This is a genomic window from Deinococcus sp. YIM 134068 (genome assembly GCF_036543075.1).
In the GTDB taxonomy this organism is placed as follows: Bacteria; Deinococcota; Deinococci; order Deinococcales; family Deinococcaceae; genus Deinococcus; species Deinococcus lichenicola.
This window is the reverse complement of the sequence record NZ_JAZHPF010000001.1, coordinates 131585-154935: the sequence shown is the minus strand read 5'-3', so window position 1 is coordinate 154935 and position 23351 is coordinate 131585. Positions and strand designations below refer to the sequence as shown.

Below are 23351 nucleotides of genomic sequence, written 5' to 3'. Positions count from 1 at the left end.
CCCCAACCCCGGCCCTCCCGGCAACTGGCGACCTCCCCTTCTCCCGCGCGTGACCTTTCACTAAGGGCCGCCTCACCCACCCCCCCCGGGGTGGCGCGAGAATCGGCCCATGCTGGACAACCTGCTGAGCAGTGTGCGCCGGGGAGCCGGGCGGGTGCAGCGGCGCGGTGAGGAACTCGCACAGGTCGCCCGGCTGCGGCTGGAGGTCTTCCAGCTCACCCGCGAACTCGACCTGCTGTACGCCCGGCTGGGCCGCTCGTACCATTCGGGGGCGGACGTGAGCACCCTCCGGGGCGTGCAGGAGGACATTCGCCGGGTGGACGACGAGATCAGCGCCCGCGAACGCCTGATGCGCGAACTCGGCGGCGACCCGTCCGAGGTCCACTCGGAGGACCCCGACCCGACCTCATCCCGCCCCCAGACCGTCACCGTCCTTTCCACCACGTCAGGCACGGCGGGCACCGAACCCACCATCCCCGATGCCATGCCCCGTCCCCAGGAGAAGCGCATGACCGACCGCGATGCCGACATCCCCACCTCCCCCAACCCGACCGTCGAGCACAGCGACGAGCGTCTGGACCTCGGCGACTCCACCGCCAGCCAGGGCAACCTGCCCGCCCGCGAGAAGGGCTTTATCAACCAGCACCGCAAGGAGGAGGGCCGCGCGGCGAGCGAGATGCCCGACCCGCTGGACCTGTAACCCCTCCCTTGTCTAGCCCCCTGGGTGCCGTCCCCCCCTCCCGCCCCCTTTGTCAGGGCTGAGCTTGAGGAGGGTCACATTCCCTTCACCCCGGCCTGCGCTTTTGTAGGGCATGACACAGGTACACCTGGGACTGACCTCTTCGATGATCGAACTGCGCGGCGCGTGGCGCGGTGGAGTCTACGATCCCGAGCGGACCTTCGAGGGTGCCGTCACCGCTTCCTCCCTTCCCGAGGTGGGCGTGGGCGAGCGGCTGGAGGTCCGCTACCAGACCCCGGCGGGCCGCACCCCCGGCGCAGCCGAGCACGGCACCTACGTCATGAGCCTGCACGAGGGCCGCGTGACGTGGCCGCTGATGAGCTTCACCTGCCACGCCACCGCCGGGGCAGGCCGCGAGGGCAACGACGACACGGCGGAGGCGACCTGGCAGGCGGTGCCGCTGCCGCCGGAGGAGGCGAATTTCTGAGGGGAAAGGAATTAGGGGTGAGGCGTTAGGGATGAGGAACGCCTCTTTTCCCTAACTCCTAACCCCTATAAATCCCTGCGGCTGAACTGCCACATCCCGCCCGCCACCGCCAGCACGGCGAGGACGACCGCCCACACGAGCAGACCGGGGGCCAGGGGTTCGGTACTCAGGAAGGGATTGGCCCCACGGGCGGCGGCAGTGACCTGAAGCATGATCTCGGGTTGCAGGTGGTAGGTGGCCCCCAGCCACAGGGCGTTGGTGGGCATCACGATGTTGGCGAGGCGGCCCAGGGCCGTGAGGGTCGGGCTGTCGGCCAGGGACCCGATGCTGCTCATGATGCCGCCCGCAAAGCCCGCGCCGTACAGCACGAACACGCCGATGCCGTTGGCGAGGGTCGTGAACAGGGTGCTGCCGAGCACCGTCAGGGCCGTGGTGAGGATCATGGCGAGCAGCACGAGGAGGGTGGCGGGCACGGGCGAGGGCGGCAGAAAGCCGGTGATCAGCCGGATGCCGACCAGCAGCGCCACGCTCAGCAACGCGACGTACCCGACGTTCACCACCGTGAAGCCCAGCCAGCGCCCGAGGACGAGCTGGGCGCGGCTGACGGGCCGGGCAATCACACTCTGCATCACGCCGCTTTCCACGTCCCCGCTCACCGCCCCGACGGTGGACAGCACCGACATCAGGGACCCCAGGAAGTACACGAGGTACATTCCGAAAAACGCCGTGAACATCACGGGCAGGTTCGCCGCCCCGCTCACGCTGCGACCATCCAGCCCCGCCTCGACCGCGCGCTGGTCGAGGTTCTGCTCCAGCCGGAAGACGCCGTACAGATAGAAGCCCAGGAACGCGGCGGTGAGCAGCAGCAGCACGACCACCAGCCGTTTGCGGACGGCCTCGCGCAGGCTGAGTTCGGCGATGAGGAGGACGTTACGCACGGGCCACCTCCGGGGGGCGGGCGGGGCGCGCGGCCTCCGGCGTGTCCTCGATGAGTTCGAGGAACATCGTCTCCAGGTCGGGGCGGCGCGGGGTCAGGGCGTACAGGCGGGCGCGGTGGGCGTGAACGGCGTCGGCGAGGGCGGGGAGGCGGTCCTCGCGGTCCAGCCACAGCTCCACGGAGGCGCGGCCCGGCGTGTTCGTGTCGGTGTGGCGCACCTCGCCGATCTGCCCCAGCGCCGCGAGCAGGCCCGGCGGGAGGTGGTCCACCCGCACTTCCACCGGCAGCACCCCGCCCATCAGCTCGCGCATGGTGCCCTGGCGCAGCACCCGACCGGCCTTCACGAACGCCACCCGGTCGCAGACCTGCTCGACCTCCGACAGCAGGTGGGAGTTCAGGAACACGGCCACGCCCTCGGCCCGCAGCCGCTCGATGATCTCGCGCACCTCCACCCGCCCGATGGGGTCGAGCGCCGAGGTCGGCTCGTCGAGGAAGACGAGGCGGGGCCGTGCCAGAATCGCCGCCGCGAGGCCCGCGCGCTGAAGCATTCCCTTCGAGTACCCGCCGAGCGACTCGCCGCCGCGCCCGCCGAGGCCCACCGTCTCCAGCACCCCCGGTACGCGCGCCCGCAGTTCGTCCGCCCGCAGCCCCGCGAGCCGCCCGTGGAAGCGCAGGAACTCCTCGGCGGTCATCCACGTCTGGAAGCGGAACTGCTCGGGCAGGAAGCCCAGGCGGGCGCGCACCGCCGGGTCGGAGGGGTGGCCGCCGAGCACGCGCAGCTCCCCGCCGGACGGGTGAACGAGGCCGAGCAGCATCTTGACGGTGGTGCTCTTGCCCGCCCCGTTCGGGCCGAGGAAGCCGAAGACCTCCCCTTCCCCCACCGTCAGGCTCAGGCCGTCCACGACCGCCCGCCCCCGGTACTCCTTGCGTAATTCCCGCGTCTCGATGGCCGCCACCCGGTCAGGATAGTGGGGCCGGAGGGCGGGGGCGTGCATCGGAAGTTGCAAAGAGGGGAGAGAGCCGTGGTCCAGGGCCTCAGCGCACCGTCTTGCTGATCAGGCTGTTGGTGTAGAAGGTGCCCGCCCTCGCCCCGGCGGGGAGGCTGCCCTGCCTCACGAGCGCGGCGACCGCCTTCGTCCACGCGGCGGGGTCGCTCGCGCCGAGGCCGTTGGCGCGGGTGTACGCGCTCTGCATCAGGGGCACGCTCGCCCGCAGGATGTCCAGCGTGCCGCCGCCCGTGCCGAAGACGGGCTGGGCCACCCGGAAGGCGCGGGCGGGGTCGGCCACCGTGAACTTCAACCCGCGTTGCGAGGCCCGCACGACCCGCCGGGCGAGGTCGCCGGTGAGCGTCTTCTCCAGCGTGATCAGGCCGGAGCCGACCATCGGGTAGGCGGCGGTCACGTCAATCGTGCCCACCCGCGTGCCCGAGGCGCGAAGCTGCACGACCTCGTTGTTCACAAAGCCGACGGCGGCGTCCACCCGCCCGGCGCGCACGGCGTCGAGCTGCGTGAAGCCGATGGAGGCAACCCGCACGTCGCGCCCCTCCCGCAGTCCCGCGTCGTCCAGCACGGCCCGCAGCGCGGCGTAGGAGCTGCCGAAAGTGCCGGGCACCCCGACCGTCTTGCCCCGCAGGTCGGCGGCCCCATTCAGGGGCTTCGTGCTGAAGATCGTCACGGGAAGTTTCTGGTACATCGCCATCACGTAGCGCACGGGCGCGCCCTGATTGCGCGCGAAGATCGCGTCCTCGGGGTCCCCCACGATGAAGTCGAGCTTGCCCTGAAGCAGCAGCGGCATGAGTTCGGAGACGAAGCCGTGCTGGAACCGCACGTTCACCCCCTCCGCCCGGAAATACCCCAGTTTGTCGGCCACGTAGAAAGGGGTGAACTGCACGTTGGGCAGGTAGCCGAGGCCGATGGTCACGGTACGGGGAGCGGCGTTCTGGGCCGACGCGGTGCCGAGGGCCAGCAGAGGGAGGAGGGCGGCGGCGAGCTTCATGGGGGCGAGTATAGGAGGGTCACGCCGCACGACCATGACCGGGGCTTCCAAACTCGGGCTTGGCGGAAACCGGGCATCCACCTGGAGCCTGCGTATCATCCTCGCCGCATGGACCTCGAATCGTGGCGTCCCGAGGACAACGCCCGCCGCCATCGCCCTGATCCTCGCGGGAAGTGCGGGCACCTTCGTCTTCGTCGCCCTGTGGCTCGCCGCGTCGCTGCACGTCCTCCTTGCCGTGCTGGGGGGCCTCGCGGCGGGGGCGCTCATGCGGCTGCCCGCCTCCGCGCTGCTGGCGATCTTCCGGCGGTAGGTGCGTCGTCTGGCGAACGCCGTTCCCCTGTTTCACTGGCCGACGGGCGACCCCTCCGCCCCTGCGGGGCACCTCCCCCTAAAAGGGAGGCAGAAGCAGAACAGGCTCCCCCCAGCGAAGCTGACTGAGGGGTTGCCCTCCGCCTCTGCGGTCGCGCTGGCGGCTGAACGCCGACGGCTAACCGCCCCCCGGTGGTAGACTCCGGGGTACGTCTGCGCGAGCGCGCGGAGAAAGGATCACCATGACCAACGACACCAACGAGCTTGACCCACGGGGCGACCTGCACGAGACCCCGGAGGAGCTGCGCGACGTGCTGCCCCAGCTCCAGGGCGAACCCGACGAGGACCCCGTGCTGGACGCTGAGGAGGCCGAGCAGGAGGGCCTCGCCGCCGCAATGGACAGCGGCAATGTGGGCGAGGGTGAGGACGAGGACGCTGAAGGCGAAGAGGGCGAGGACGAGTACATCGACGCCGACGATCTCCTGGCCCTCCTCGGTGAGATGAAGGAGATGCTGGAGGCCCAGAGCAAGGAAATCCGTGGTTTGCGCCGCGAGATGCGCGAACTGCGCGAGAGCCAGGGCACCCAGGCGAGCGGCTTCAAGCCCCGCGAGGACCGGGGCACCCAGGGCGGCGGCTTCCGTCCGCGTGAGGACCGGGGTGGCTTCCAGGGTGGCGACCGTGGCGGCTACCAGGGTGGCGGCGACCGGGGCAACTTCCGCCCCCGTGACGACCGGGGTGGGCAGGGTGGCGGCTTCCGTCCGCGTGAGGACCGGGGTGGCTTCCAGGGCGGCGACCGTGGCGGCTATCAGGGTGGCGACCGGGGCAACTTCCGCCCCCGTGACGACCGGGGCGCTCAGGGTCAGGGTGGCGGCTTCCGTCCGCGTGAGGACCGGGGTGGCTTCCAGGGCGGCGACCGTGGCGGCTATCAGGGTGGCGGCGACCGGGGCAACTTCCGCCCCCGTGACGACCGGGGCGCTCAGGGTCAGGGTGGCGGCTTCCGTCCGCGCGAGGACCGTGGCGGCTTCCAGGGCGGGGGCGACCGCGAGTCCCGTCCGCAGGGTGGGGAGGGCGGCGGCCAGGGCGAGGGCTTCCGTCCGCGCGCCCGCACGGACCGGGGCTGGGGGAATCGGCGCAACGAGGAGTGAGGCCTGGCTGTTTAGGGGTCTAGAGGTCGAGGGGTCGAGGGGTCGGGTGCGGGTTGCCCGGCCTTCTCTTTTTGGAGGGGCGAAGGGTGGAAGAGCAATGGAGGCGGTCTTTTCTCCCTCCTTGTGGGGGAGGAGGGTGACGAGCACCGCCTGTCCTCTTTCCAGACGCTGAAAACGCTTCTCTCAGCCAGCCCGCAATTTATATCCAGCATCTTGGGGGGAAGGCCGGGAGGGGATGAACGGCCCGAGCCGCCCGGCGACCACTTCCTCTACCTGTCTCCCAGCAGATACCCGTCCAGCCAGCCGAGATACTCCTCCAGCCGCCCCATCCGGCGGTCCGGTCTGCCTGAGCGCGAGAGTTCGTGGTCCTCGCCGGGGAAGCGGACGAAGCGCAAGGGAACGCCGTGGAGACGCAGGGCCGCGTACCACTGCTCGGCCTGCTCGATGGGGCAGCGGTGGTCGAGGACACTGTGGACGATCAACGTCGGGGTCCGCACGTTCTCCACGTGGGCGAGGGGACTCATCGCCCACAGGCGGGGAGTGTCCGCGCTCCGGTGGAAGTTCAGGCCGAGTTCGTCGTCCCAGAAGCGCCCGCCGATGTCCGAGGTGCCGCCGAACGAGATCAGGTTGCAGATGCTCCGGTCGGTGACGGCGACGCGGAAGCGGTTCGTGTGCGCCGTGATCCAGTTCGTCATGTAGCCGCCGTAGCTTCCGCCCATCACGCCCATGCGCTCGCCGTCGAGACGCGGGAAGGTCGTGATGCACACGTCGAGGAAGGCCAGCAGGTCATCCATGTCCACGCTGCCCCAACGCCCGTGGATGTCTTGCGACCACGCCTGCCCATAGCCGACGCTGCCGCGCGGGTTGCCGTAGCACACCCCGTACCCCCGCGCCGCGAGAAGCTGAAATTCGTGCATGAAGGCGTGGCCGTAGGCCGTATGCGGCCCGCCGTGGATGCTCAGCAGGGCGGGCACGTGTTCCTCCCCGTCCGGCAGCAGGACCCAGCCCTCCCCCTCGCCGAGGTCGTTGGTGAAGCAGGCGCGCTCCGGTGCCCGGACGGGGAACGGGAGCTGGGCGTGGAGGTCCGTCACCTGCACCCCGTTCAGCTCCACCTCCGGGAAGCGGTCGGCCCGCTCGCGGATGAGGGCGACGCCGCCCCCCCGCGCGGTGAAGGCGCAGATTACCCCGTCCTCGCGGTGGTCGTGGGGCGTGACCGCGCCGTCCAATCCCACCCGGAAAAGACCGCACGAGCCGCCGACCGTGCTGGCAAAGAGCAGCGTCTCCCCGTCCAGCCACGCGGGGCGCTCGGGGAAAGCTCCCACGTGACAGTCCCCACCCACCAGATTGCCGACCGGGCGGTCCCACCCCTCGTCCAGCCGCCGCCACGTGCCGTCCCCCTCCACGAGGAAGAGGTGGGGGTCCTCCGGGCTGCCCTTGCCCTCCGGTCGGCCCACGAGGACGAAGCGTTCCCCGTCGGGGTGGGGCGTGGCCGAGGTAATCGCGGAGTTCCAGCGGGTGAGGCGGGTGCGCTCCCCGCCAGGAAGCAGCGTGTCCGCCTCCTGCCGCCACTGCGCCGCGTCGTCCTCCGTCTGGCTGGAGACGAGGAGAACGCCGCGTGAATCGGGCCACCAGGCGTAGGAGGTAATTTCGATCTCCGGCGCGTGCCACTCGCGCAATTCCTCCGTCGCCACGTCGTAGAGCCACAGCCGGGTGGGCCGTTCGGGCAGCCAGTCGCGCCCGTTGAAGCGGTAGCGCGGGCGGGTGATGACGCGGGCCTCGCCGCGCTCGTCACGCTTGTCCTCGTCGTCACCGAGACTCAGAAAGGATAGGAAGCGTCCGTCGGGACTCCAGGCCACGTCCGTCACCGCGTTCTTGAAGCGCGTCACTCGCCGGGCCTCACCCCCCGTCAACGGCAGCAGGAAGAGTTGGCCCTTCTCGCCGCCGCCCTCGCGCACGAAGGCCAGCGTCTCCCCGTCCGGCGAGAGGCGCGGCGACGTGTCCCGGCCCTCCCCGCGCGTGAGCTGCCGGGCCTCGCCCCCCTCCGACATCCACAGGTGGGAGCGGTAACGCGGTTTCGGGAAGCCGTCTTTGAGCCGTGCCGGGTCCTCCTCCTCGATGCGCGAGAGGACGAAAACGACACGCGCACCGTCGGCGCTCACCTGCGGGTCGGATGGGAAGGCCAGGGCGAGCAGGCTGTCTGGGCCGGGCATATGAGTCATGGGCGCAGTCAAGCACGGGGGCGCACGCTCAGGCGAAGATTCGGTCTGGGAGAGGTGAGAAAGCTCCCACGTTTCCTGACGAAGCTGACTTAAGATGAGGGCACCGCGCTTCACCCATCACGCTTCGCACCGACCGGGACCCACCGTGCGGTTCCTGTCGCGTCTCGCCTGGTCCTGGCCGCCCCGGCCTCTGGAGGAGAACACCATGCAGGAACTGTCGTGCACCTGGGTCCCCGGCACCATCAACCTCGTCCGCCTGCGCTTCGCGGGCCGCACGGTGGAGCTGACGAGCACCCGCCTCACGCGCATCTTCGGGCCGCAGGCCATCAGCGAACTGTACACGCGGGGCCGGGCCGTCCTGCGGGCCAATCCGCAGCAGATCGCGCTATTGACGTGAGGTGAGGGGGCGTACTCCTTCGAGCGGTAGGGGTGGTGAGGTTTAATCGCTGTTTGGGAAGACCAGCACGCCCGGCCCATAAGGCGTGAGAACCCGCACCCATGCTTCCGTAGACTCCGCCAAACGGTCACGGTCCAGTTTTAGAAAGTGTGGTTCGTCGTTCCGTTCGTCCTCGTTGGAGTACGTGCGCCATATTCTTAGCCCTACGACCAATTCGGCCAACTCCTCCACATCACGCGCCTTCCACTCCTCCAGATTGCCGGGCGGCGAACCTTGGAACCGACCGAAGAAGTTAACAAGTGGCTCAGCATTGGCGAAAGTCGGAATTAGAAAGCCTTCGAGCTGACGCTGATCGTTGGCGTATCCCGCACACTGCTCACCGTAAGTTACGCCTGTTGGTGCTTCCACGATGACGAACACGTAAGGCTCGCGCGTCCCGTCCGGGGCGAGGAAGACGTGTGGCTTTCCCCCACTCACTCCAGAGCCCCCACCCCCGTCAGGTGCCGTCCGACGATCAACGTGTGAATGTCGTGGGTGCCCTCGTAGGTGTCCACCGTCTCCAGGTTGAGCATGTGGCGGATGATCGGGTACTCGGTGGTGATGCCGTTGCCGCCCAGCAGCTCGCGGGCGAGGCGTGCTCCCTGCAACGCCACCCGCACGTTGTTGCGCTTCGCCATCGAGACCTGCGCGAAGTTCATGCGCCCCGCGTCGCGCAGTTGCCCCAGCCTCCACGCGAGAAGAAGGCCCGTCGTGTGGTCCGTCGCCATCCTCACCAGCTTGTCCTGCACGAGCTGGCGTCCCGCGATGGGCTTGCCGAAGGTGGTGCGGCTGCCCGTGTAGTCCAGCGCCGTCTGGAGAACCGCCTCCAGCGCCCCCATCGCCCCCCACGCGATGCCGAAGCGGGCGGAGGTCAGGCAGGAGAGGGGCGACCTCAACCCGTTCGAGCCGGGCAATAGATTCTCGGCGGGAATGCGGCAGTCCTCCAGCACGATCTCGCCCGTCACCGAGGCGCGCAGGCTCATCTTGCGGTGCAGCGCGGGCGCTTTGAAGCCCGGTGCGTCCGTCGGCACGATGAAGCCGCGCACCACACCTTCCTCGTCCTTCGCCCACACCACGGCGAGGTCGGCGGCGGGCGAGTTGGTGATCCACATCTTGTTGCCGCTGAGGACGTACTCGTCCCCGTCGCGGCGGGCGCGGGTCCGCATCGCGCCGGGGTCCGAGCCGCCGTCGGGTTCGGTGAGGCCGAAGCAGCCGATCAGCTCACCGGAGGCGAGGCCGGGGAGGTACTTGCGCTTCTGCTCCTCCGAGCCGTAGGTGAAGATGGGGTACATCACGAGGCTGCCCTGCACGCTCGCCGCGCTCCGCAGGCCGCTGTCCACCCGCTCCAGCTCGTACATCATCGCCCCGTAGGCGCTGTAGGACACGCCGGAGCCGCCGTATTCCTCGGGCGTGGTCGGGCCGAGCAGTCCCATCTGGCCGAAGCCGCGCATCACGTCGCGCACGGGCAACTCGGCGTGGTCCCACCACTCGCCGACATGCGGCATGAGTTCGGCCTCGCAGTAGGCGCGCACGCTCTCGCGGATCAGTCTCTCGTCGGTAGGCAGGAGGTCTTGGACGGCGAATTCGTCAATCATGGGGACTCCGGTCAGTGGTGAGTGGTCCGTGGTCAGTGGTCCGTGGTGAGTGGGTTCGGCCCTCTGCACGGGTTGAGGTTGGAGGTGTTCGCCTGGAGTTTAGGGTGTGGGAAGGCCGTAGACGCGGCGGGCGTTCGCGTCCGTGACCGCCTCTAACTCCTCAGCCGTCGTCGCCCGCAATTCCGCGATGAACTCCAACGTGTGGCGCACGTAGCCGGGCCGGTTGGGTTTGCCCCGCTTCGGCACGGGGGCGAGGAAGGGCGCGTCCGTCTCCACGAGCAGGCGGTCCAGAGGGACGGTGCGGGCGGCGTCCTGAATCTCGCGCGCGTTCTTATAGGTCGTGTTGCCCGCGAAGCCGAAGTAAGCTCCCCGCTCTAGCCCACACGCGAGCAGCCCCGCGTGGCCGCTGAAGCAGTGGAGGATGACGGGTTGATCCGGCCACGCGGCGAGCACATCCACGACGCCGCGCTGTGCCCGGTCCTGCCCTAGCTTGTCCCGCACGTGGATGACGAGGGGCTTGCCCGTCCGCCGCGCGAGGTCGAGTTGCCACTCGAAGGCCGCGACCTGCGCCGCCCGTTTCGTGTCGTCCCAGTAGTCGTCCAGCCCGCTCTCCCCGATGCCGATGACGCGGGGGTGGGTGGCGAGACGCTCCAGGACCGCCCGCGCCTCCGGGCCGTCCTCGTCCGTGTCGGTGGGGTGCAGGCCCACGGTCGCCCACACGTCGGGGAAGCGTTCGGCGAGGGCGACGGCGTTGCGGGCATGCTCCACGCTCGCGCCGATGCACACCATCCCCGTCAGGCCGAGTTCGCCCCGCGCGGAGGCCGGGTCGCCCATGTAGTCGAGGTGGCAGTGGGTGTCGATCATGGGGAAGAGGGTACGCGGGTGGCGGGACGCGGTGCGCGGTGGCGTTCCTTTCCCGCGCACGGCACCCCCTCCGACCTCCCCCGCCGTTCCTCACCCGCGTCAGGCGCTGCCCATCACTCTCACCGGACCCCCGCGCTAGATTGCCCCCGTGTTGAAGGCGGGGCTGTACGGATTGGCCTTTCTGGGCGTGTTCGCGCTCGTGTTCGCATTTTTGCCCACCGGGGAAGAGAGCGACACGGGCACGGGTGCCCGCCTCCAGGGAGTGGCCCTGACCCTCTACCCGGCGCGCGACGAGGGCGCGGTGTGGCGTTTCCGGGCCTCGGACGTGACGAGCGACCCCCTGAAGGGCGAGACGCGGCTCGCGGGCCTGTCGGACGGCGGGCGCTGGCTGCGGGAGCGCGGCCCCGACGGGCAGCCGACGGGCGAGTTCACCCTCGACGCCATGCTCGCCGCCCCCGACCTCACCATCGACGGGCAGGACAACATGCTGACCCGTCAGGCCGAAATCACGCTCGTGCAGCAGTGTGCGCGCATCAACCTCACCGGCACGCCGGAGCAGCCCGTCCGCGTGGAGCAGGGGTCGGGCTTCAGCGCCCCCGTCGCGGTCGTGGATTCCCCCTCGCTGACCGGACGTGTGACCCGGATGCGGATGAGCTTCGGCTTCCAGGTCGAGGACAGCGGCGAGGACTCCACCCTCGGCTGGAACCCCGACGCGACCGAGGTCTGCGAGAACGGCAAGCGTGTGCCGTTTGGCGGCCCCACCCCAACAGGAGAACCCTCGTGAAGAAGAACCTGACCCTCACCCTCGCGCTCGCCGCGACCACCGTGCTCGCCCAAGGCTCGGCCCCGGAGAGCCGCATCATCAACATCCAGGGAGCGCCGCGCGGCGACCTGCGGAACGGGCCGCTGTCCTTCACGGGCAGCCCGGTCAAGGCGACCGTGAGTACCCTCCAGATTCAGGCGGCGCAGGCTTCCCTGGCCGCGCCCGCCGGAACGCCGCTGATCCAGGCGAAGGGCAGGCGGACCTCCAACTTCACGGGCAACGTGGTCGTCACGCGCGGACGCCTCACCGCGAAGGGCGGGCAGCTCGCCTACAGCGAGGCGACCGGGCAGGGTGTGATGGGCGGCGGCCCGAGCGCGACCTTCGTGCCCGCCAACCGCGAGGACGACCCCGTGAACATCAGCGCCGGGCAGATGAGCCTCGACGTGGACAACAACGTCTCCACCAGCACGGGAACCGTCCTGCTCAGGAGCGGCAGCCAGACGGGCAAGGCCGACCGCCTGACCTTCGACGAGGACCGCGAACTCGCGCAGCTCACGGGCACTCCCAGCCTCACCCGCGCCGCGCGGGGCAACCAGAAGGAACTCGTCATCACCGGGCAGGAGGTCCGCGCCCTGACGAAGACGAAGACCCTGTACGTGCGCGGCGGCGTGCGGCTCGTGCAGGGGACCCTGACGACCACCGGGAACGCCGTGTACTACGACGACCGGAAGAACGTCGCCTATGTCGTCGGCAACGCCGTCAGCGTGGACAGCCGCACGAAGGCGACGGTGCGCGCCCCGGCGAGCGGCGCTCTGGAACAGAGAACCGACCTCGCCCGCGTGCGTGCCCTGAACACGGCGTACAAGATTCCGACCGAGCAGTTCCGCCTGCGCGGCGAGAACTAAGCCGGGGCGGGCGTGCGGCGACTCCTCACCCTGACGCTGGCCCTCACCCTGGGGGCCGCCCTGCCCGCGTGGGTGCTGGCGCAGGAGACGGGAGCGCCGCCCACGTCTACTCCAACCCCACCCGCCCAGGAGAACCCGGCCCCGACACCGACGCCAACCGAGACTTCCCCCCCCGCCGAGGCCGAGAACGCCAGCCTTGAACTCGTGCGCGAGGGCGACGACGGCGAGGAGCGGCGCATCCGCATCGTGCGGACGGGCAGCAGCGACGAGACGGGCATCTTCACGATCTGTAGCCCGCAGGACGACGAACCCCAGGACGCCCCAAGCCTCGCCGTCTTCAGCGAGTCGGGGGCGGGCGGCGTCCGCATCACCATCGACAAGAACGTGATCCGGGTGCCGCTGGCCCTCGTCACCCAGCGGCAGGGGGAGGAGGGCGAGGGCGGCGACGGGCGGGTGGAGGCGAGCGCCGGGGCCGCCCGTTTCCTCGACGAGGTGCCCCCCGGCAAGACCGACCGCCTGAGCCGCTGCGCCGTGGAGGCGACCCCCAAGCCCGCCCCCGACACGGTGCTCGTCACCCAGGGCAAGACGGAGCTGAAGGGCCAGAAGCTCGTGTATGACGAGGTGGACGGCATCGCCCGCATCGACGGCCCCATCGGCTTCACCCGCCCGAGCGATGACGGCCCCCTGACGGGCCAGAGCGAGCGCATCGAGGTGGATGTGGACGCCGAGCAGACGACGCTGGTGGGCAACGTGGTCCTCAACAGCCAGGGCGGACGCGTGAGCAAGGCGGCCCGCGTGGAATACGACGACGCGGCGAATACCGCCCGCCTCATCGGCACGCCCGAGCAGCCCGCCGAGAGCGTGCAGGGCCGCGACGTGCTGCGCGCCCAGGAGCTGCTGTACGACCTCGACCGCAACGAGGTGGTGGCCCGCGCGGGCGAGGGCGGCACGATCACGGGCGAGTTTCAGGACGGGGAGGCGGCAGAGGGGGAGACGCCGACCACGACGCCCGCATCGCCCACTGCGCCGCCGGGAACGACGCCCACGCCTCCTCCCGAAACGCCCCCCACTCCTCCAAATCCCCCTGCGCCCTGAGCCGGGGGGTTTTCGGTGGGGCTACAGTTGGGGAGGACGGGTACGGAACCCTGAAATCGTCCGCCCGGAGGTCCCCAGTCATGGACGCCCTGACCCGCAACAAGCAGAACGTCGTCGCCTTCTACGACCTGATGTTCAATCTGAACCGTCCCGCCGAGGCCATCGAGCGGTACGCCGGGGACGTGTACATCCAACACAACCCGCATGTGGAGGACGGCAAGGAGGGCTTCGTCCGCTACTTCGAGAGGATGGCGCGGGAGTACCCCGATAAACGGGTGGACTTCAAACGCGTCCTGGCCGAGGGAAACTTCGTGGTTCTCCACTGTCATCAGGTCTGGCCGGGCGACCACGAGTATGCGGGCATCGACATCTTCCGGCTGGACGACGAGGGCCGCGTGGTGGAACACTGGGACGCCCTTCAGGCCATCCCGAAGACCTCGAAGAACGGAAACGGGATGTTCTGAGGAGAGTCCCTCTACCCCAGCCGCTCCCCCGTCTTCCGCAGCACCTCCGCGCTCGCCCCCAGCGCCCGCTCCTCCTCGGGCGTCAGGGATGGCATCAGCGTGTCCTCCACGCCCCGCGCGCCGACGATGCGCGGCAGGCTGAGGCTCACGCCGTACTCGGGCGTCGGGGCGCTGACGGTGAGGACGGAGCGGCGGTCGTTCAGGACGGCCTCGGCGATGCGGGCGAGGGCCGCGCCGATGCCGTAGTAGGTCGCCCGCTTGCCCTCGATGATCGCGGCGGCGGCGTCACGGGTGCCCGCGTCGATGTCGGCCCGCACCTCGTCCGTCCACTCACGCCCGCGCGCCCGCAGGAAGCTCTCGACGGGCAGGCCCGCGACCGTGGCCGTACTCCACGCCAGCACCTCGCTGTCCCCGTGCTCGCCGAGGACGTAGCCGTGGACGTGGGTGGCGTCTACTCCCGCGTGGGCGGCGATGAGGTGCCGGAAGCGGGCGGAGTCGAGCACCGTGCCCGACCCGAGGACCGCGTGCCCCGGCGCGAGGCGGGTGGCGAGGTCGGTGAGCACGTCCACCGGGTTCGTGGCGATGATGAACACGGCGTCCGGCGCGTTCTCTGCTACCTGTGGAACAAGGTCCCGGAAGATGGCCGCGTTCTTGTCCAGGAGGTCGAGGCGGCTCTCGCCGGGCTGCTGGTTGGCCCCGGCGGCGACCACGACGACCCGGCAGCCCTCCAGGGCCGCATACCCGCCGCTCGTGACGCGGGTGCCGTGGCTCACGGGCGCGGCGTGCGCGATGTCCTGCGCCTCGGCCTGCGCGCGTTTCTCGTCCTTGTCCACGAGCACGAGGTCGCCGCACGATCCCCTCAATGTGAGGGCATAGGCCGCCGTCGCCCCCACCAGTCCTGTTCCCACCACTCCGACTTTCATCGCTGACCTCCCCCCGGTCCCCGCACCGTGAGCACCGGCACCGGGCTGCGCGCCACGATCTTCTCCGCCGTGCTGCCCACCAGGAAATGCTCCACCGCCCCCTGCGCGTGCGTGCCCACCACGATCAACTCCGCTCCCCACGCCCGCGCCGCCTCCAGGATGCCCGTCACCGGGTCGCCGACGACCTGCTCGGTCTCCTCGCCCTCCCGCACGAGGCGGGCCAGCCCCCGCGCGTCGGCGTCCTCCAGCGTGTTCAGGAGGCCGGGGTCGGGCATCGCCGGGGTCAGGCCGCCCATCAGGTCGGGCGTGGCCGTCACGCGGGCGTCGGTGACGTGGAGGAGCCGCACCTGTGCCCCCGGAAAGCGGACTCGCACCACCTCCAGCGCGTGCCGGGACGCGGGCGAGAAGTCGAGGCCGACCAAAATCTTCTGGAAGGAACCGCCTGCGGGCACCGTCATGCCCTGACCGTACACCCCCGCCCCCCCGGTCCCCCACTTCCTGAAGATGGGGTAAAGCCAGCCACCTTCGTGACCTGCCGCACACTCGCCCGGTCCCGCCCTACACTGCCCCATGCACCTTCTGAGCCTGGGAGCGGCCCTGACCGTCACGGGGAGCGCGCACCTGCTGAGGGCGGGCGGCGGGCAGGTCCTGATCGACTGCGGCCTTTTCCAGGGAAACGAGGAGCTGGAGGCCCGCAACCGCGAGGCGTTCGATTTCGACCCGCGCGACCTCGACGCCGTGATCCTGACGCACGCGCACCTCGACCATGTGGGGCGGCTACCGCTCCTCGTGCGCCGGGGCTACCGGGGACCGGTGTTCTGCACCCCGCCGACGGCGGCCCTCGCGGGGACGGTCCTCCTCGATGCCGCCCGCCTTCAGGTGGAGGGCTACCGCCAGGACCTCCGCAAGGCCCGCCGCGCCGGACGGGAGGCCGAGGTCCCCGAACCCCTCTACGACGAGGACGACGTTCACCGCGCCCTCGCCCTGCTGCGGCCCGCGCTGCGCTTCGGGGAGACGGCGAACATCGGGCCGCTGCGGGTGACACCGCACCGCGCCGGGCACATTCTGGGAAGCGCGTACCTGCTGCTGGAGGCGGACGGCGAGCGCGTCCTGATGTCGGGCGACCTGGGCAACCGCGAGAGCGGGCTGCAACTCGACCCCACGCCCCCGCCGCCCGCCGACACGGTGGTGCTGGAGACGACCTACGCCGACCACGCCCACCGGAGCTGGCCCGCCACCCTCGCGGAGTTCCGGGACGCCCTGCGCCAGAGCGTGCGCGCGGGCGGCAAGATTCTCATTCCCAGCTTCGCCATCGAGCGCGCCCAGACCATCCTCGCCACCCTGCGGGACCTGATGGAGGCGGGCGAGGTGCCGCGCGTGCCCATCTTCCTCGACTCGCCGATGGCGGCCCGCGCCACCCACGCCTATTTCGAGTACGGCGACGAGCTGATTCCGTCCGTACGGGACGCCCTGCGCCGGGGTGAGGACCCCTTCCGGCCCTCCACGCTGCACGTCGTCCTCACGGGCGAGGAGTCCCAGCGCCTCAACCGCTACGACGGCCCGGCGATCATCCTCGCGGGCAACGGCATGATGACGGGTGGGCGCATCCAGCACCACCTCAAGCACCATCTCTGGAAGCCGGGCACCAGCCTCGTCGTCGTGAGCTACCAGTCGCCCGGCAGCCTGGGCGGGCGCATCGTGGCGGGCGACGACACCGTGCATCTGCTCGGCGAGGACGTGGCTGTGCGTGCCCACGTCCATACCATCGGCGGCTTCTCCGCCCACGCCGATCAGGACGACCTCCTCACCTTCCTGGGCACCACGGGCACCCCGCGCGTCTGGCTCGTCCACGGCGAGGGGCACGTCATGGAGGCTTTCCTGCCCGTCCTCGCCGCGCGCGGCCTGACCGGCAACCTGATGCCCGACCGCGAGGAGGTGGACCTGCTCGCCACGAGCTTTCCGGGAGGACGACCGCCCGGCGTGCCGCTGGAGAGGGGAGAGGCGCGGGAGAGTGTGGGGGGGGAGTAGGGCAAGTGGGGCGTTGAAGGTGGTCATACACCTCTTCACTCCGGCTCCCTCCTACAAGGACGCGAGGACTCTCGATATCAACAGTTCGGGCAAGAGGAGCGTAGTTGCTACCGGACAGAAGGACGAGCGGTGCTCGTCACCCCTCTCCCCAACCCTCTCCCGCAGGGGGAGAGGGAGAAAAGATGCTGGAGCCTTCGCTCTCCAAAAACCGTCACTCTCGACGCCCGATCCTTGTCCGTGAGCCGACGCCCCATCCCACCACCACGTCGGCTCGCGCAGCTCCCTGGGTGGGTGAGTGACTGGGATGCAACAAGATCAAACCTTGCCACGCCGAGAACCCGACCACGGGCGCGGCCTATAAACACTTGCCTAGCGCAGCGCCGCTCCCCCTGCCCCTGTGGGTAGGGGGCTGGAGGGTGGGGCAAACCGTCGCAAGATGCCCCGCCCCCTCACCGAGCCGCCAACCGCAACAACTCCGCATACACCATCGCCGTCACCCGAGCATCCTCCAGCGCATCGTGCGCCCGGTACTCGAACCCGAAGTGCCCCGCGAGCTGATCGAGCGGCGTCCCCACCTTGCGCGGCAGCAATCCCGCATGAATCAGGAACTGCGCGCTGAGCTTCGTGTCCACCCGCCCCCGCCGAAACACGCTCCCCAGGTCCGGCAGCAGCGTCCGCAGGAAGCCGATGTCGAAGTGCAGGTTGTGCCCACCCAGCATGACCCGCCCGACCTCCCGCCCGTAGAGCCGCACGGCGTCGGCAATCTCCTCCGGAGGCTGCGCGGCGGCGTGGTGGGCCTCCAGGTCAATCCCGTTGACGGCCATCGCCTCCGGTTCCACGTCGTAGCGTTCATGGCGGACGCGCAGGTGCAGGGGCCGCGTGACCTCTCCCTGCGGCGTCAGCGTGACCAGCCCGACGGTGAGGAGTGGGTGCCGCGCCGGGTCGCGCCCGCCCGTTTCGGTATCCACGAAGATGATGGGCTGGTTCAGGCCCGCCAGGGGTGGGAGGGAGGCCGGGACGCTCATGCCCCAGCCTTCCACGCGGACCGTGCCGAATGGGGCGTATGTTTCACCATCTCGCCGTAACCTGGGCCTTGATGAAACGCACGCTCCTCCTCGCCCTGCTGCCCCTCACCCTCGCCGCCTGCGGAGGGGACGACATCGAGGGCCTCCAGACCTTCCAGTACCCGGCCAGCGACCACCGCGCCGGGTCGCTCGTGTATACCGAGACCCCTCCGGCGGGCGGCCCCCACAACCCGAGCTGGCAGAACTGCGGCGTCTACGATCAGCCGCTCTACAACGAGTACGCCGTCCACAGCCTCGAACATGGCGCGGTGTGGATCACCTACCGCCCCGACCTCGGCGCGGAGGGCATCGCGGCCCTGAAGGCGCTCGTGGACGGGCGGCCCTATACCCTCCTCAGCCCCTATGAGGGCCTGCCCACGCCCGTCGTGGCGAGCGCCTGGAACGCGCAGGTGCGGGTGCAGGAGGCCACGGATGAGCGCCTCAAAGCCTTCCTCGACAAGTACGAGCAGGGGCCGACCGCTCCCGAACGCGGCGCGGCGTGCTCCGGCGGGTACGGGGGGACGCGGTAGGAGGAACCTCGACCCATTGACGGCTGGAGGTCAGCGTGAGAGCCGTTTCACTTCTTTTCGCTCTGTTGGTGCCAGCCGCATCAAGTCAGTCTGTGGTGCGAACCGCCGAGGTCACTTATGTCCTCTCAAACCTCCCAGATTCTCGGGGAGAGTCTGTCCTTCGGGCAGTGCGCCTCAAAGACTCGAAGCTTCTCTGGACAGTCGCCGTCGAGCCTGAAGCACGTGAACTCCGTCTGATCGATCCGGTGCTGCTGACATACTCATGCTTCAGCGGTGCTTACCTCGCCTGTGGAGTGCAGGCGTTTGCCAAAACCTCCGGTCGGGCGTTGTGGCAGGCGTCGGGTCGGTGGATGGGCCTGAATAAGAACTTCGTCCTGCTGGAAGACGACTTCTATCTGAGGGACGGCGAGCGAGGTGCCCTTGACCGACTGTTCCACGTCGTGCGGCTAAAGGACGGAATAACGAAGGAGTACGCCTTGCAGGTGCCCCCCCGCAGTGGGTGCGAAGGCCCGGTGGAATTGCTGAACGTGCCGAAGTTCTCGACGACCGCCCTTGAGACCCGACTCGGCGACAGTTGCGGAACGTACACGCGCACCTTCCGTTGACCCCTGCCCTCACTCCTCCCCGGTTGCCACTGCCCGCGCGTCGTCGCTCACCCAGTCGCTCCACGAGCCAGCGTAGAGGCGGTTGCGCGGGCCGAGGGGCACCCCGGCGAGTTCGCGGGCCAGCAGGTTGGGCGTGGCGCTCACACCGCTGCCGCAGTAGGCGATGGTGGGCGCGTCGCCCGTGTCCAAGCGCGCGGCCTGGGCTTCCACATCCCGCCACCGTCCCTGGTCGTCCAGCGCCCCGGCCCACTCGCGGTTCACGGCACCGGGGATATGCCCGGCCCGGCGGTCCAGCGGCTCCACGTCGCCCCGGTAGCGGGCGGGGGCGCGCGAGTCGATCAGCAGCGTGCCCGCGTCGCGGTCTGCCACATCCTCGGCGGTGGCGACGTACTCCGGTTGCACGTCCGGCGTGAAGGTCGTCGGCGCGTGGCCCGGCTCCTTCGTGCTCGATGCTCCACCCGCCGCGAGGAAGGCGGGCCAGCCCCCGTCCAGCACGTGGACCTCCCGGTGCCCCAACCAGCGCAGCAGCCACCACGCCCGCGCCGCGTAGAAGCCCTGCCCGGTGCTCGGGTCGTCGTAGGCCACCACCACGCTGTCATTGCTGACGCCGCCGCTTCCCAGCCACGCGGCCAGCACTTGCGGGTCGGGGAGGGGATGACGCCCGCCCGCGCCGTCAGGCCGCACGGGGCCGCTCAGGTCCGTCTCAAGGTCGGCATAGATCGCGCCCGGCACGTGCCCTTCCAGATAGGCGATACGCCCGACGAGCGGGTCGGTCAGGGCATAGCGGCAGTCCAGAACGCGCAGGCGTGGGTCGTGCAGGTGCTCCACCAGCCAGGCGGCGGACTTGAGGGGTGAGTCGGCGCTCGTCATGGTCGCAGGCTACACCGCCCCCCGAACCCTCGACTGCCCGGAAGAAGGATGGGCCGCGCCCGTCACCCCTCCCGCACGAACTCCGGTGCCCGCTTCTCCTTGAAGGCCCGCACGCCCTCCTCGTGTTCCCAGTGGCTTCCGGCGAGTTGCTGCAACTCGGCCTCGCGCTCCAGCGCCCCCTCCAGCGTGCTCGTCAGGGCGGCGTTCAGCGCCTGCTTGGTGAGGCTCAGGGCGTGGGCGGGGCGGGCGGCGAGGCGTTCGGCATAGGCCTGCACCTCGTCCGCGAAGGTCTCGTCGGGGAAGACGTGTTCGCACAGGCCGAGGCGTTGGGCGTCCTCCGACCCCACCCGCTCCGCGAGGGCCATCAGCTCGAAGGCGCGGTGAATGCCGACGAGACGCGGCAGGAACCACGTGCTTCCCGAGTCGGGCACGAGGGCGATGTTGGAGAAGACCTCGATCAGGCTCGCCGACTGCGCCCACAGCCGGATGTCCCCCGCCAGCGCGAGGCTCGCCCCCGCCCCCGCCGCCACCCCATTGACGGCGGTGATGACGGGTTTGCCCAGACCGCGCAGGGTGCGGATCAGCGGATTGTAGGTCGCCCGCAGATGCTCGGTGAAGGTCATGTCGCGCCCCGACACGTCCCCGAGGTCCTGTCCGGCGCAGAAGCCACGTCCCGCCCCCGTCACGATCACCACGCGCACGGCGGGGTCCATGTCGGCCTTCTGCAACTCCTCGGTGAGTGTGAGCAGCAGGGCGTCGTTGGCCGCGTTGAGCCGTTCCGGGCGATTGAGGGTCAGCGTGCGGATGCCCGCGCGGGTCTCCACGAGGATCACGGGTTCGGCTGTCATGGAGGCTAGCGTAGCAGGAGGGGGGAAGGGGTTAGGGGTTGGGGGCAAGGGGAAAATCGGGTATGTCGCCTCTCGCTTTGAACTGTCGGGCGACGACGAGAGTGCGTGGGACTTTCTCTTTTACCCCTCCACCTTGAACGCCCGATGTGAATTGCCATTTGGGCGAAAAGAGTGTTTTTGCCGCCTCAATGAAGGGCGAGCGTGGCTCGCCACCCCTCTCCCCGGCCCTCTCCCGCAGGGGGAGAGGGAGAAAAGAACACGTCCGGTACGCTGACTTTCTCTTGCACATCAGGCGTTCCCTGGGGGATGCCGGGACTTGCAAAGCTGCGAGGCAGAGGGGGTGAGTGGGGGGAGCGTCCCCAAAGAACAGATCGACAAATCGCTTTGGTCATCCACCTCGCGTCAAGCTCAGCCGTCACCGACTCACCATCCTGCACGCCGCTCCCATCTTCCCGCCCGCCGCCGGAAGGTATGCTGCGCGGAGTCATGACTCAGGAATACCTCAAGCACGGACGGGGGCCGCTGGTGGCGCTGGGCGACCTCGCGTGGGACGTGCTCGCCAGACCCGACACGATGCTGATGGCCGGGGGCGACACGACCGGGCGGATGGAGCTGTCGGGCGGCGGGTCGGCGGCGAACCTCGCGGTGTGGGCGCGGCGGGCCGGACACCCGGCGGCCTTCGTCGGCAAGATCGGGCGCGACCGCTTTGGCGAGCTGGCGACCGCCGAGCTGGAGGACGAGGGGGTGACGGCGCACCTCACCCTCAGCGGCGAACACCCGACCGGGGTGATCCTCGCCCTGATCGACCGCCGGGGGCAGCGGGCCATGTTGACCGGGCAGGGCGCGGACTGGGAACTCCTGCCGGGGGAGCTGCCGCGTGACGTGCTGGCCGGGGCCGGGCACCTGCACCTCACGGCGTGGAGCCTCTTCCGCGACCCACCGCGTGCCGCCGCGCTGGAGGCCGCGCGGGTGGCGAAGGAGGCGGGGGCGACCCTCAGCCTCGATCCCGGCAGCTTCCAGATGATCGGGCAGATGGGGCGCGAGGTCTTCCTGGAGATTGTGGACGCCATCCCCTTCGACGTGATCTTCCCCAACGCGGACGAGGCGCACGCGATGAGCGGTTGCGCCGACCCGGACCAGGGCCTCGACTGGCGGCGGCGGCGCTACCCACAGGCTCTCGTCGTCCTCAAGCTCGACGAGGAGGGAGCGCTGCTGGAGGGGACGGGGCAGCCGCGCACGCGCGTTCCGGCGACGAACGACCACCCCATCGACGCGACGGGCGCGGGCGACAGCTTCGGGGGCGCGTTCCTGGCCGGGTGGCTGCGGCACGGGGACGCGGTGCGGGCGGCGCGGCTGGGGGCGCAGGTGGGCGGCTGGGTGGTCTCGCGTTTCGGTGCCCGGCCCCCCGCCGACGCGGAGTTGCGCGCCCGCCTCGACCTCGTGCGGGCGGGGGTGGGCGCGTGACCCGGCTGCAAGGCAGGGGGACACCCCTCTGGGTGTGGCTCCTCCTCACCCTCGTCGTGCTGGTGCTGCTCGCGGCGGGCGGGGTGTTCCTGTACGTGCGGAACCTCACGGCCCCGGCGGGTGGCACGGCCTATACGCTCACCGTGAGGCCCGGCGACACCCTCTCCGGCGTGGCCCGGACGCTGGAGACGCGGGGCATCGTGAAGAACGCCCGCGTCCTGCGCTTCGTCATGGACCGCAACGGCACGGCGGGGAGTCTCAAGGAGGGGATGTACGACCTCGACGGCAAGCTGAACGTCTATCAGGTGGCGGAGCGGCTGGCCGGACCCGCCCGCGTCCCCACCGTGAGCGTGACCATCCCCGAGGGGCGGCGGATTCAGGACATTCCGCCCATCTTCCAGAAGGCGGGCTTCGACGTGGCGGGCATCCGACAGGCGCTGGCCGACGCCTCCCTCAGCCCGCACGCGAAGGGGAATCTGGAGGGCTTCGTCTTCCCCGCGACCTACGAGTTCCGCGTGGGCGAGACGCCGAGGAGCGCCGTGCAGGAGATGGTGGCCCGCATGGAGCAGGAGTTCACGCCCGCGAACGTGGCGAAGGCGCGGGCGCTCGGCCTGAGCGTGCGCGACTGGGTGATCCTGGGCAGCATGGTGCAGGCCGAGGCCGCCAACGACGCGGAGATGCCCATCATCGCCGGGGTGTTCCTCAACCGCATCCGCGACAGGATCAACCTGGGCAGCGACCCCACCGTGGCCTACGGGCTGGGCAAGGACCTGCCCGAACTCGACCGCAGCGCCGGGGACTTCACGAAGGACACACCGTACTCCACCTACACCCGTCCGGGCCTCCCCGCTGGGCCGATCAACAACCCCGGTCAGGCCGCGCTCCTGAGCGTCCTCTCGCCCCAGCGCAAGCTCGCCGACGGGCGCGACGCCCTGTACTTCCTGCACGGGTTGAACGGCGAGATTTACGTCAACAACGATTACAACGCGCATCTGCGGGACATCGCTCGCTATCGCTGAGGCGCTGTCTAACGGTCGAACCGTCGAGCTGTCCAAAGGTCCAGGGCTGGGAACGGTGAGCTTTTCCGGCGGTCTGGCGGTTAGACCGTTGGACCGTCAGACATTTA

At 70.0% G+C, this 23351-nt stretch carries 26 protein-coding genes; 14 read left to right on the top strand and 12 right to left on the bottom strand.

All coding sequences use genetic code 11. The annotated features are described in order from the left end of the window. The first annotated feature begins 109 nt into the window (after positions 1-109). Together V3W47_RS00835 and V3W47_RS00830 are read left to right on the top strand one after the other, a co-directional pair. The gene (locus V3W47_RS00835; protein WP_331823250.1) at positions 110-700 is read left to right on the top strand and encodes a hypothetical protein; all 591 of its coding nucleotides are present in this window, start codon (positions 110-112) and stop codon (positions 698-700) included. 112 nt (positions 701-812) lie between these two features. Further along, positions 813-1166, top strand: coding sequence for a hypothetical protein (locus V3W47_RS00830; protein WP_331823249.1), 354 nt, complete (start codon positions 813-815; stop codon positions 1164-1166). Positions 1167-1231: 65 nt separating this feature from the next. Here the strand turns inward: V3W47_RS00830 and V3W47_RS00825 are convergent, their stop codons facing one another. From V3W47_RS00825 to V3W47_RS00815, 3 genes are read right to left on the bottom strand one after another with little or no spacing between them, the layout of a single operon-like run. Further along, positions 1232-2104: an ABC transporter permease gene (locus V3W47_RS00825; RefSeq protein WP_331823248.1), complete on the bottom strand. Its 873-nt coding sequence runs from the start codon at positions 2102-2104 to the stop codon at positions 1232-1234. Continuing rightward, entirely contained in the window at positions 2097-3098 is a 1002-nt protein-coding gene (locus V3W47_RS00820; protein WP_331823247.1) for an ABC transporter ATP-binding protein, read from the bottom strand. The genes V3W47_RS00825 and V3W47_RS00820 overlap by 8 nt, the downstream gene beginning before the upstream one ends. Positions 3099-3138: 40 nt before the next feature. Then, entirely contained in the window at positions 3139-4098 is a 960-nt protein-coding gene (locus V3W47_RS00815; protein ID WP_331823246.1) for an ABC transporter substrate-binding protein, read from the bottom strand. Positions 4099-4132: 34 nt separating this feature from the next. Between V3W47_RS00815 and V3W47_RS00810 the strand changes: the two genes are divergently transcribed. Together V3W47_RS00810 and V3W47_RS00805 are read left to right on the top strand one after the other, a co-directional pair. Then, positions 4133-4408 carry a hypothetical protein gene (locus V3W47_RS00810; protein WP_331823245.1) on the top strand — a complete coding sequence of 92 codons (276 nt, stop codon included), beginning with the start codon at positions 4133-4135 and terminating at the stop codon, positions 4406-4408. 241 nt (positions 4409-4649) lie between these two features. After that, positions 4650-5552: a hypothetical protein gene (locus tag V3W47_RS00805; RefSeq protein ID WP_331823244.1), complete on the top strand. Its 903-nt coding sequence runs from the start codon at positions 4650-4652 to the stop codon at positions 5550-5552. 269 nt (positions 5553-5821) lie between these two features. Here the strand turns inward: V3W47_RS00805 and V3W47_RS00800 are convergent, their stop codons facing one another. Continuing rightward, entirely contained in the window at positions 5822-7771 is a 1950-nt protein-coding gene (locus V3W47_RS00800) for a S9 family peptidase (protein ID WP_331823243.1), read from the bottom strand. A 205-nt stretch (positions 7772-7976) separates the two neighbouring features. On the opposite strand from V3W47_RS00800, the gene V3W47_RS00795 reads away from it, so the two are divergent. Next, positions 7977-8168 carry a hypothetical protein gene (locus V3W47_RS00795; RefSeq protein WP_331823242.1) on the top strand — a complete coding sequence of 64 codons (192 nt, stop codon included), beginning with the start codon at positions 7977-7979 and terminating at the stop codon, positions 8166-8168. Positions 8169-8210: 42 nt separating this feature from the next. Here V3W47_RS00795 and V3W47_RS00790 read toward each other — a convergent pair whose 3' ends face one another. From V3W47_RS00790 to V3W47_RS00780, 3 genes are all read right to left on the bottom strand, one after another. Next, on the bottom strand, positions 8211-8588 hold the full coding sequence (locus tag V3W47_RS00790) for a DUF6210 family protein (protein WP_331823241.1): 378 nt from the start codon (positions 8586-8588) through the stop codon (positions 8211-8213). A 53-nt stretch (positions 8589-8641) separates the two neighbouring features. Next, positions 8642-9802 (bottom strand): acyl-CoA dehydrogenase family protein, encoded by a 1161-nt coding sequence (locus V3W47_RS00785; RefSeq protein WP_331823240.1) that lies wholly within the window; start codon positions 9800-9802, stop codon positions 8642-8644. Positions 9803-9901: 99 nt separating this feature from the next. Continuing rightward, positions 9902-10666, bottom strand: coding sequence for a TatD family hydrolase (locus tag V3W47_RS00780; RefSeq protein WP_331823239.1), 765 nt, complete (start codon positions 10664-10666; stop codon positions 9902-9904). 148 nt (positions 10667-10814) lie between these two features. Here V3W47_RS00780 and V3W47_RS00775 point away from each other — a divergent pair, with 148 nt between their 5' ends. From V3W47_RS00775 to V3W47_RS00760, 4 genes are all read left to right on the top strand, one after another. Then, entirely contained in the window at positions 10815-11450 is a 636-nt protein-coding gene (locus V3W47_RS00775) for a hypothetical protein (RefSeq protein ID WP_331823238.1), read from the top strand. Continuing rightward, the gene (locus tag V3W47_RS00770; RefSeq protein WP_331823237.1) at positions 11447-12334 is read left to right on the top strand and encodes an LptA/OstA family protein; all 888 of its coding nucleotides are present in this window, start codon (positions 11447-11449) and stop codon (positions 12332-12334) included. The genes V3W47_RS00775 and V3W47_RS00770 overlap by 4 nt, the downstream gene beginning before the upstream one ends. 12 nt (positions 12335-12346) lie before the next feature. Beyond that, positions 12347-13429 (top strand): LptA/OstA family protein, encoded by a 1083-nt coding sequence (locus V3W47_RS00765; protein ID WP_331823236.1) that lies wholly within the window; start codon positions 12347-12349, stop codon positions 13427-13429. A gap of 80 nt (positions 13430-13509) precedes the next feature. Continuing rightward, on the top strand, positions 13510-13893 hold the full coding sequence (locus V3W47_RS00760) for a nuclear transport factor 2 family protein (protein WP_331823235.1): 384 nt from the start codon (positions 13510-13512) through the stop codon (positions 13891-13893). 11 nt (positions 13894-13904) lie between these two features. Here V3W47_RS00760 and V3W47_RS00755 read toward each other — a convergent pair whose 3' ends face one another. Together V3W47_RS00755 and V3W47_RS00750 are read right to left on the bottom strand one after the other, a co-directional pair. Continuing rightward, positions 13905-14816, bottom strand: a complete 912-nt coding sequence (locus V3W47_RS00755; protein WP_331823234.1) for an L-lactate dehydrogenase — start codon at positions 14814-14816, stop codon at positions 13905-13907. Then, positions 14813-15274, bottom strand: a complete 462-nt coding sequence (locus V3W47_RS00750) for a universal stress protein (RefSeq protein WP_331823233.1) — start codon at positions 15272-15274, stop codon at positions 14813-14815. The genes V3W47_RS00755 and V3W47_RS00750 overlap by 4 nt, the downstream gene beginning before the upstream one ends. Positions 15275-15386: 112 nt before the next feature. Between V3W47_RS00750 and V3W47_RS00745 the strand changes: the two genes are divergently transcribed. Beyond that, positions 15387-16844 (top strand): MBL fold metallo-hydrolase, encoded by a 1458-nt coding sequence (locus V3W47_RS00745; RefSeq protein ID WP_331823232.1) that lies wholly within the window; start codon positions 15387-15389, stop codon positions 16842-16844. Between the two features lie 449 nt (positions 16845-17293). On the opposite strand, the gene V3W47_RS00740 is transcribed toward V3W47_RS00745, so the two are convergent. Further along, positions 17294-17869, bottom strand: a complete 576-nt coding sequence (locus V3W47_RS00740; RefSeq protein ID WP_331823231.1) for a 3'-5' exonuclease — start codon at positions 17867-17869, stop codon at positions 17294-17296. A gap of 71 nt (positions 17870-17940) precedes the next feature. On the opposite strand from V3W47_RS00740, the gene V3W47_RS00735 reads away from it, so the two are divergent. Beyond that, positions 17941-18438, top strand: a complete 498-nt coding sequence (locus V3W47_RS00735) for a thioredoxin-like domain-containing protein (protein WP_331823230.1) — start codon at positions 17941-17943, stop codon at positions 18436-18438. Between the two features lie 167 nt (positions 18439-18605). After that, positions 18606-19043 (top strand): hypothetical protein, encoded by a 438-nt coding sequence (locus V3W47_RS00730; RefSeq protein WP_331823229.1) that lies wholly within the window; start codon positions 18606-18608, stop codon positions 19041-19043. Between the two features lie 9 nt (positions 19044-19052). Here V3W47_RS00730 and V3W47_RS00725 read toward each other — a convergent pair whose 3' ends face one another. After that, on the bottom strand, positions 19053-19913 hold the full coding sequence (locus tag V3W47_RS00725; protein ID WP_331823228.1) for a sulfurtransferase: 861 nt from the start codon (positions 19911-19913) through the stop codon (positions 19053-19055). Between the two features lie 62 nt (positions 19914-19975). After that, positions 19976-20761 (bottom strand): enoyl-CoA hydratase-related protein, encoded by a 786-nt coding sequence (locus V3W47_RS00720; protein ID WP_331823227.1) that lies wholly within the window; start codon positions 20759-20761, stop codon positions 19976-19978. Between the two features lie 486 nt (positions 20762-21247). Between V3W47_RS00720 and V3W47_RS00715 the strand changes: the two genes are divergently transcribed. Both V3W47_RS00715 and mltG read left to right on the top strand, forming a co-directional pair. Next, on the top strand, positions 21248-22225 hold the full coding sequence (locus V3W47_RS00715; protein WP_331823226.1) for a carbohydrate kinase family protein: 978 nt from the start codon (positions 21248-21250) through the stop codon (positions 22223-22225). Then, positions 22222-23244 carry an endolytic transglycosylase MltG gene (gene mltG / locus V3W47_RS00710; RefSeq protein WP_331823225.1) on the top strand — a complete coding sequence of 341 codons (1023 nt, stop codon included), beginning with the start codon at positions 22222-22224 and terminating at the stop codon, positions 23242-23244. Before V3W47_RS00715 ends, mltG begins: the two co-directional genes overlap by 4 nt. Positions 23245-23351: the final 107 nt, after the last annotated feature.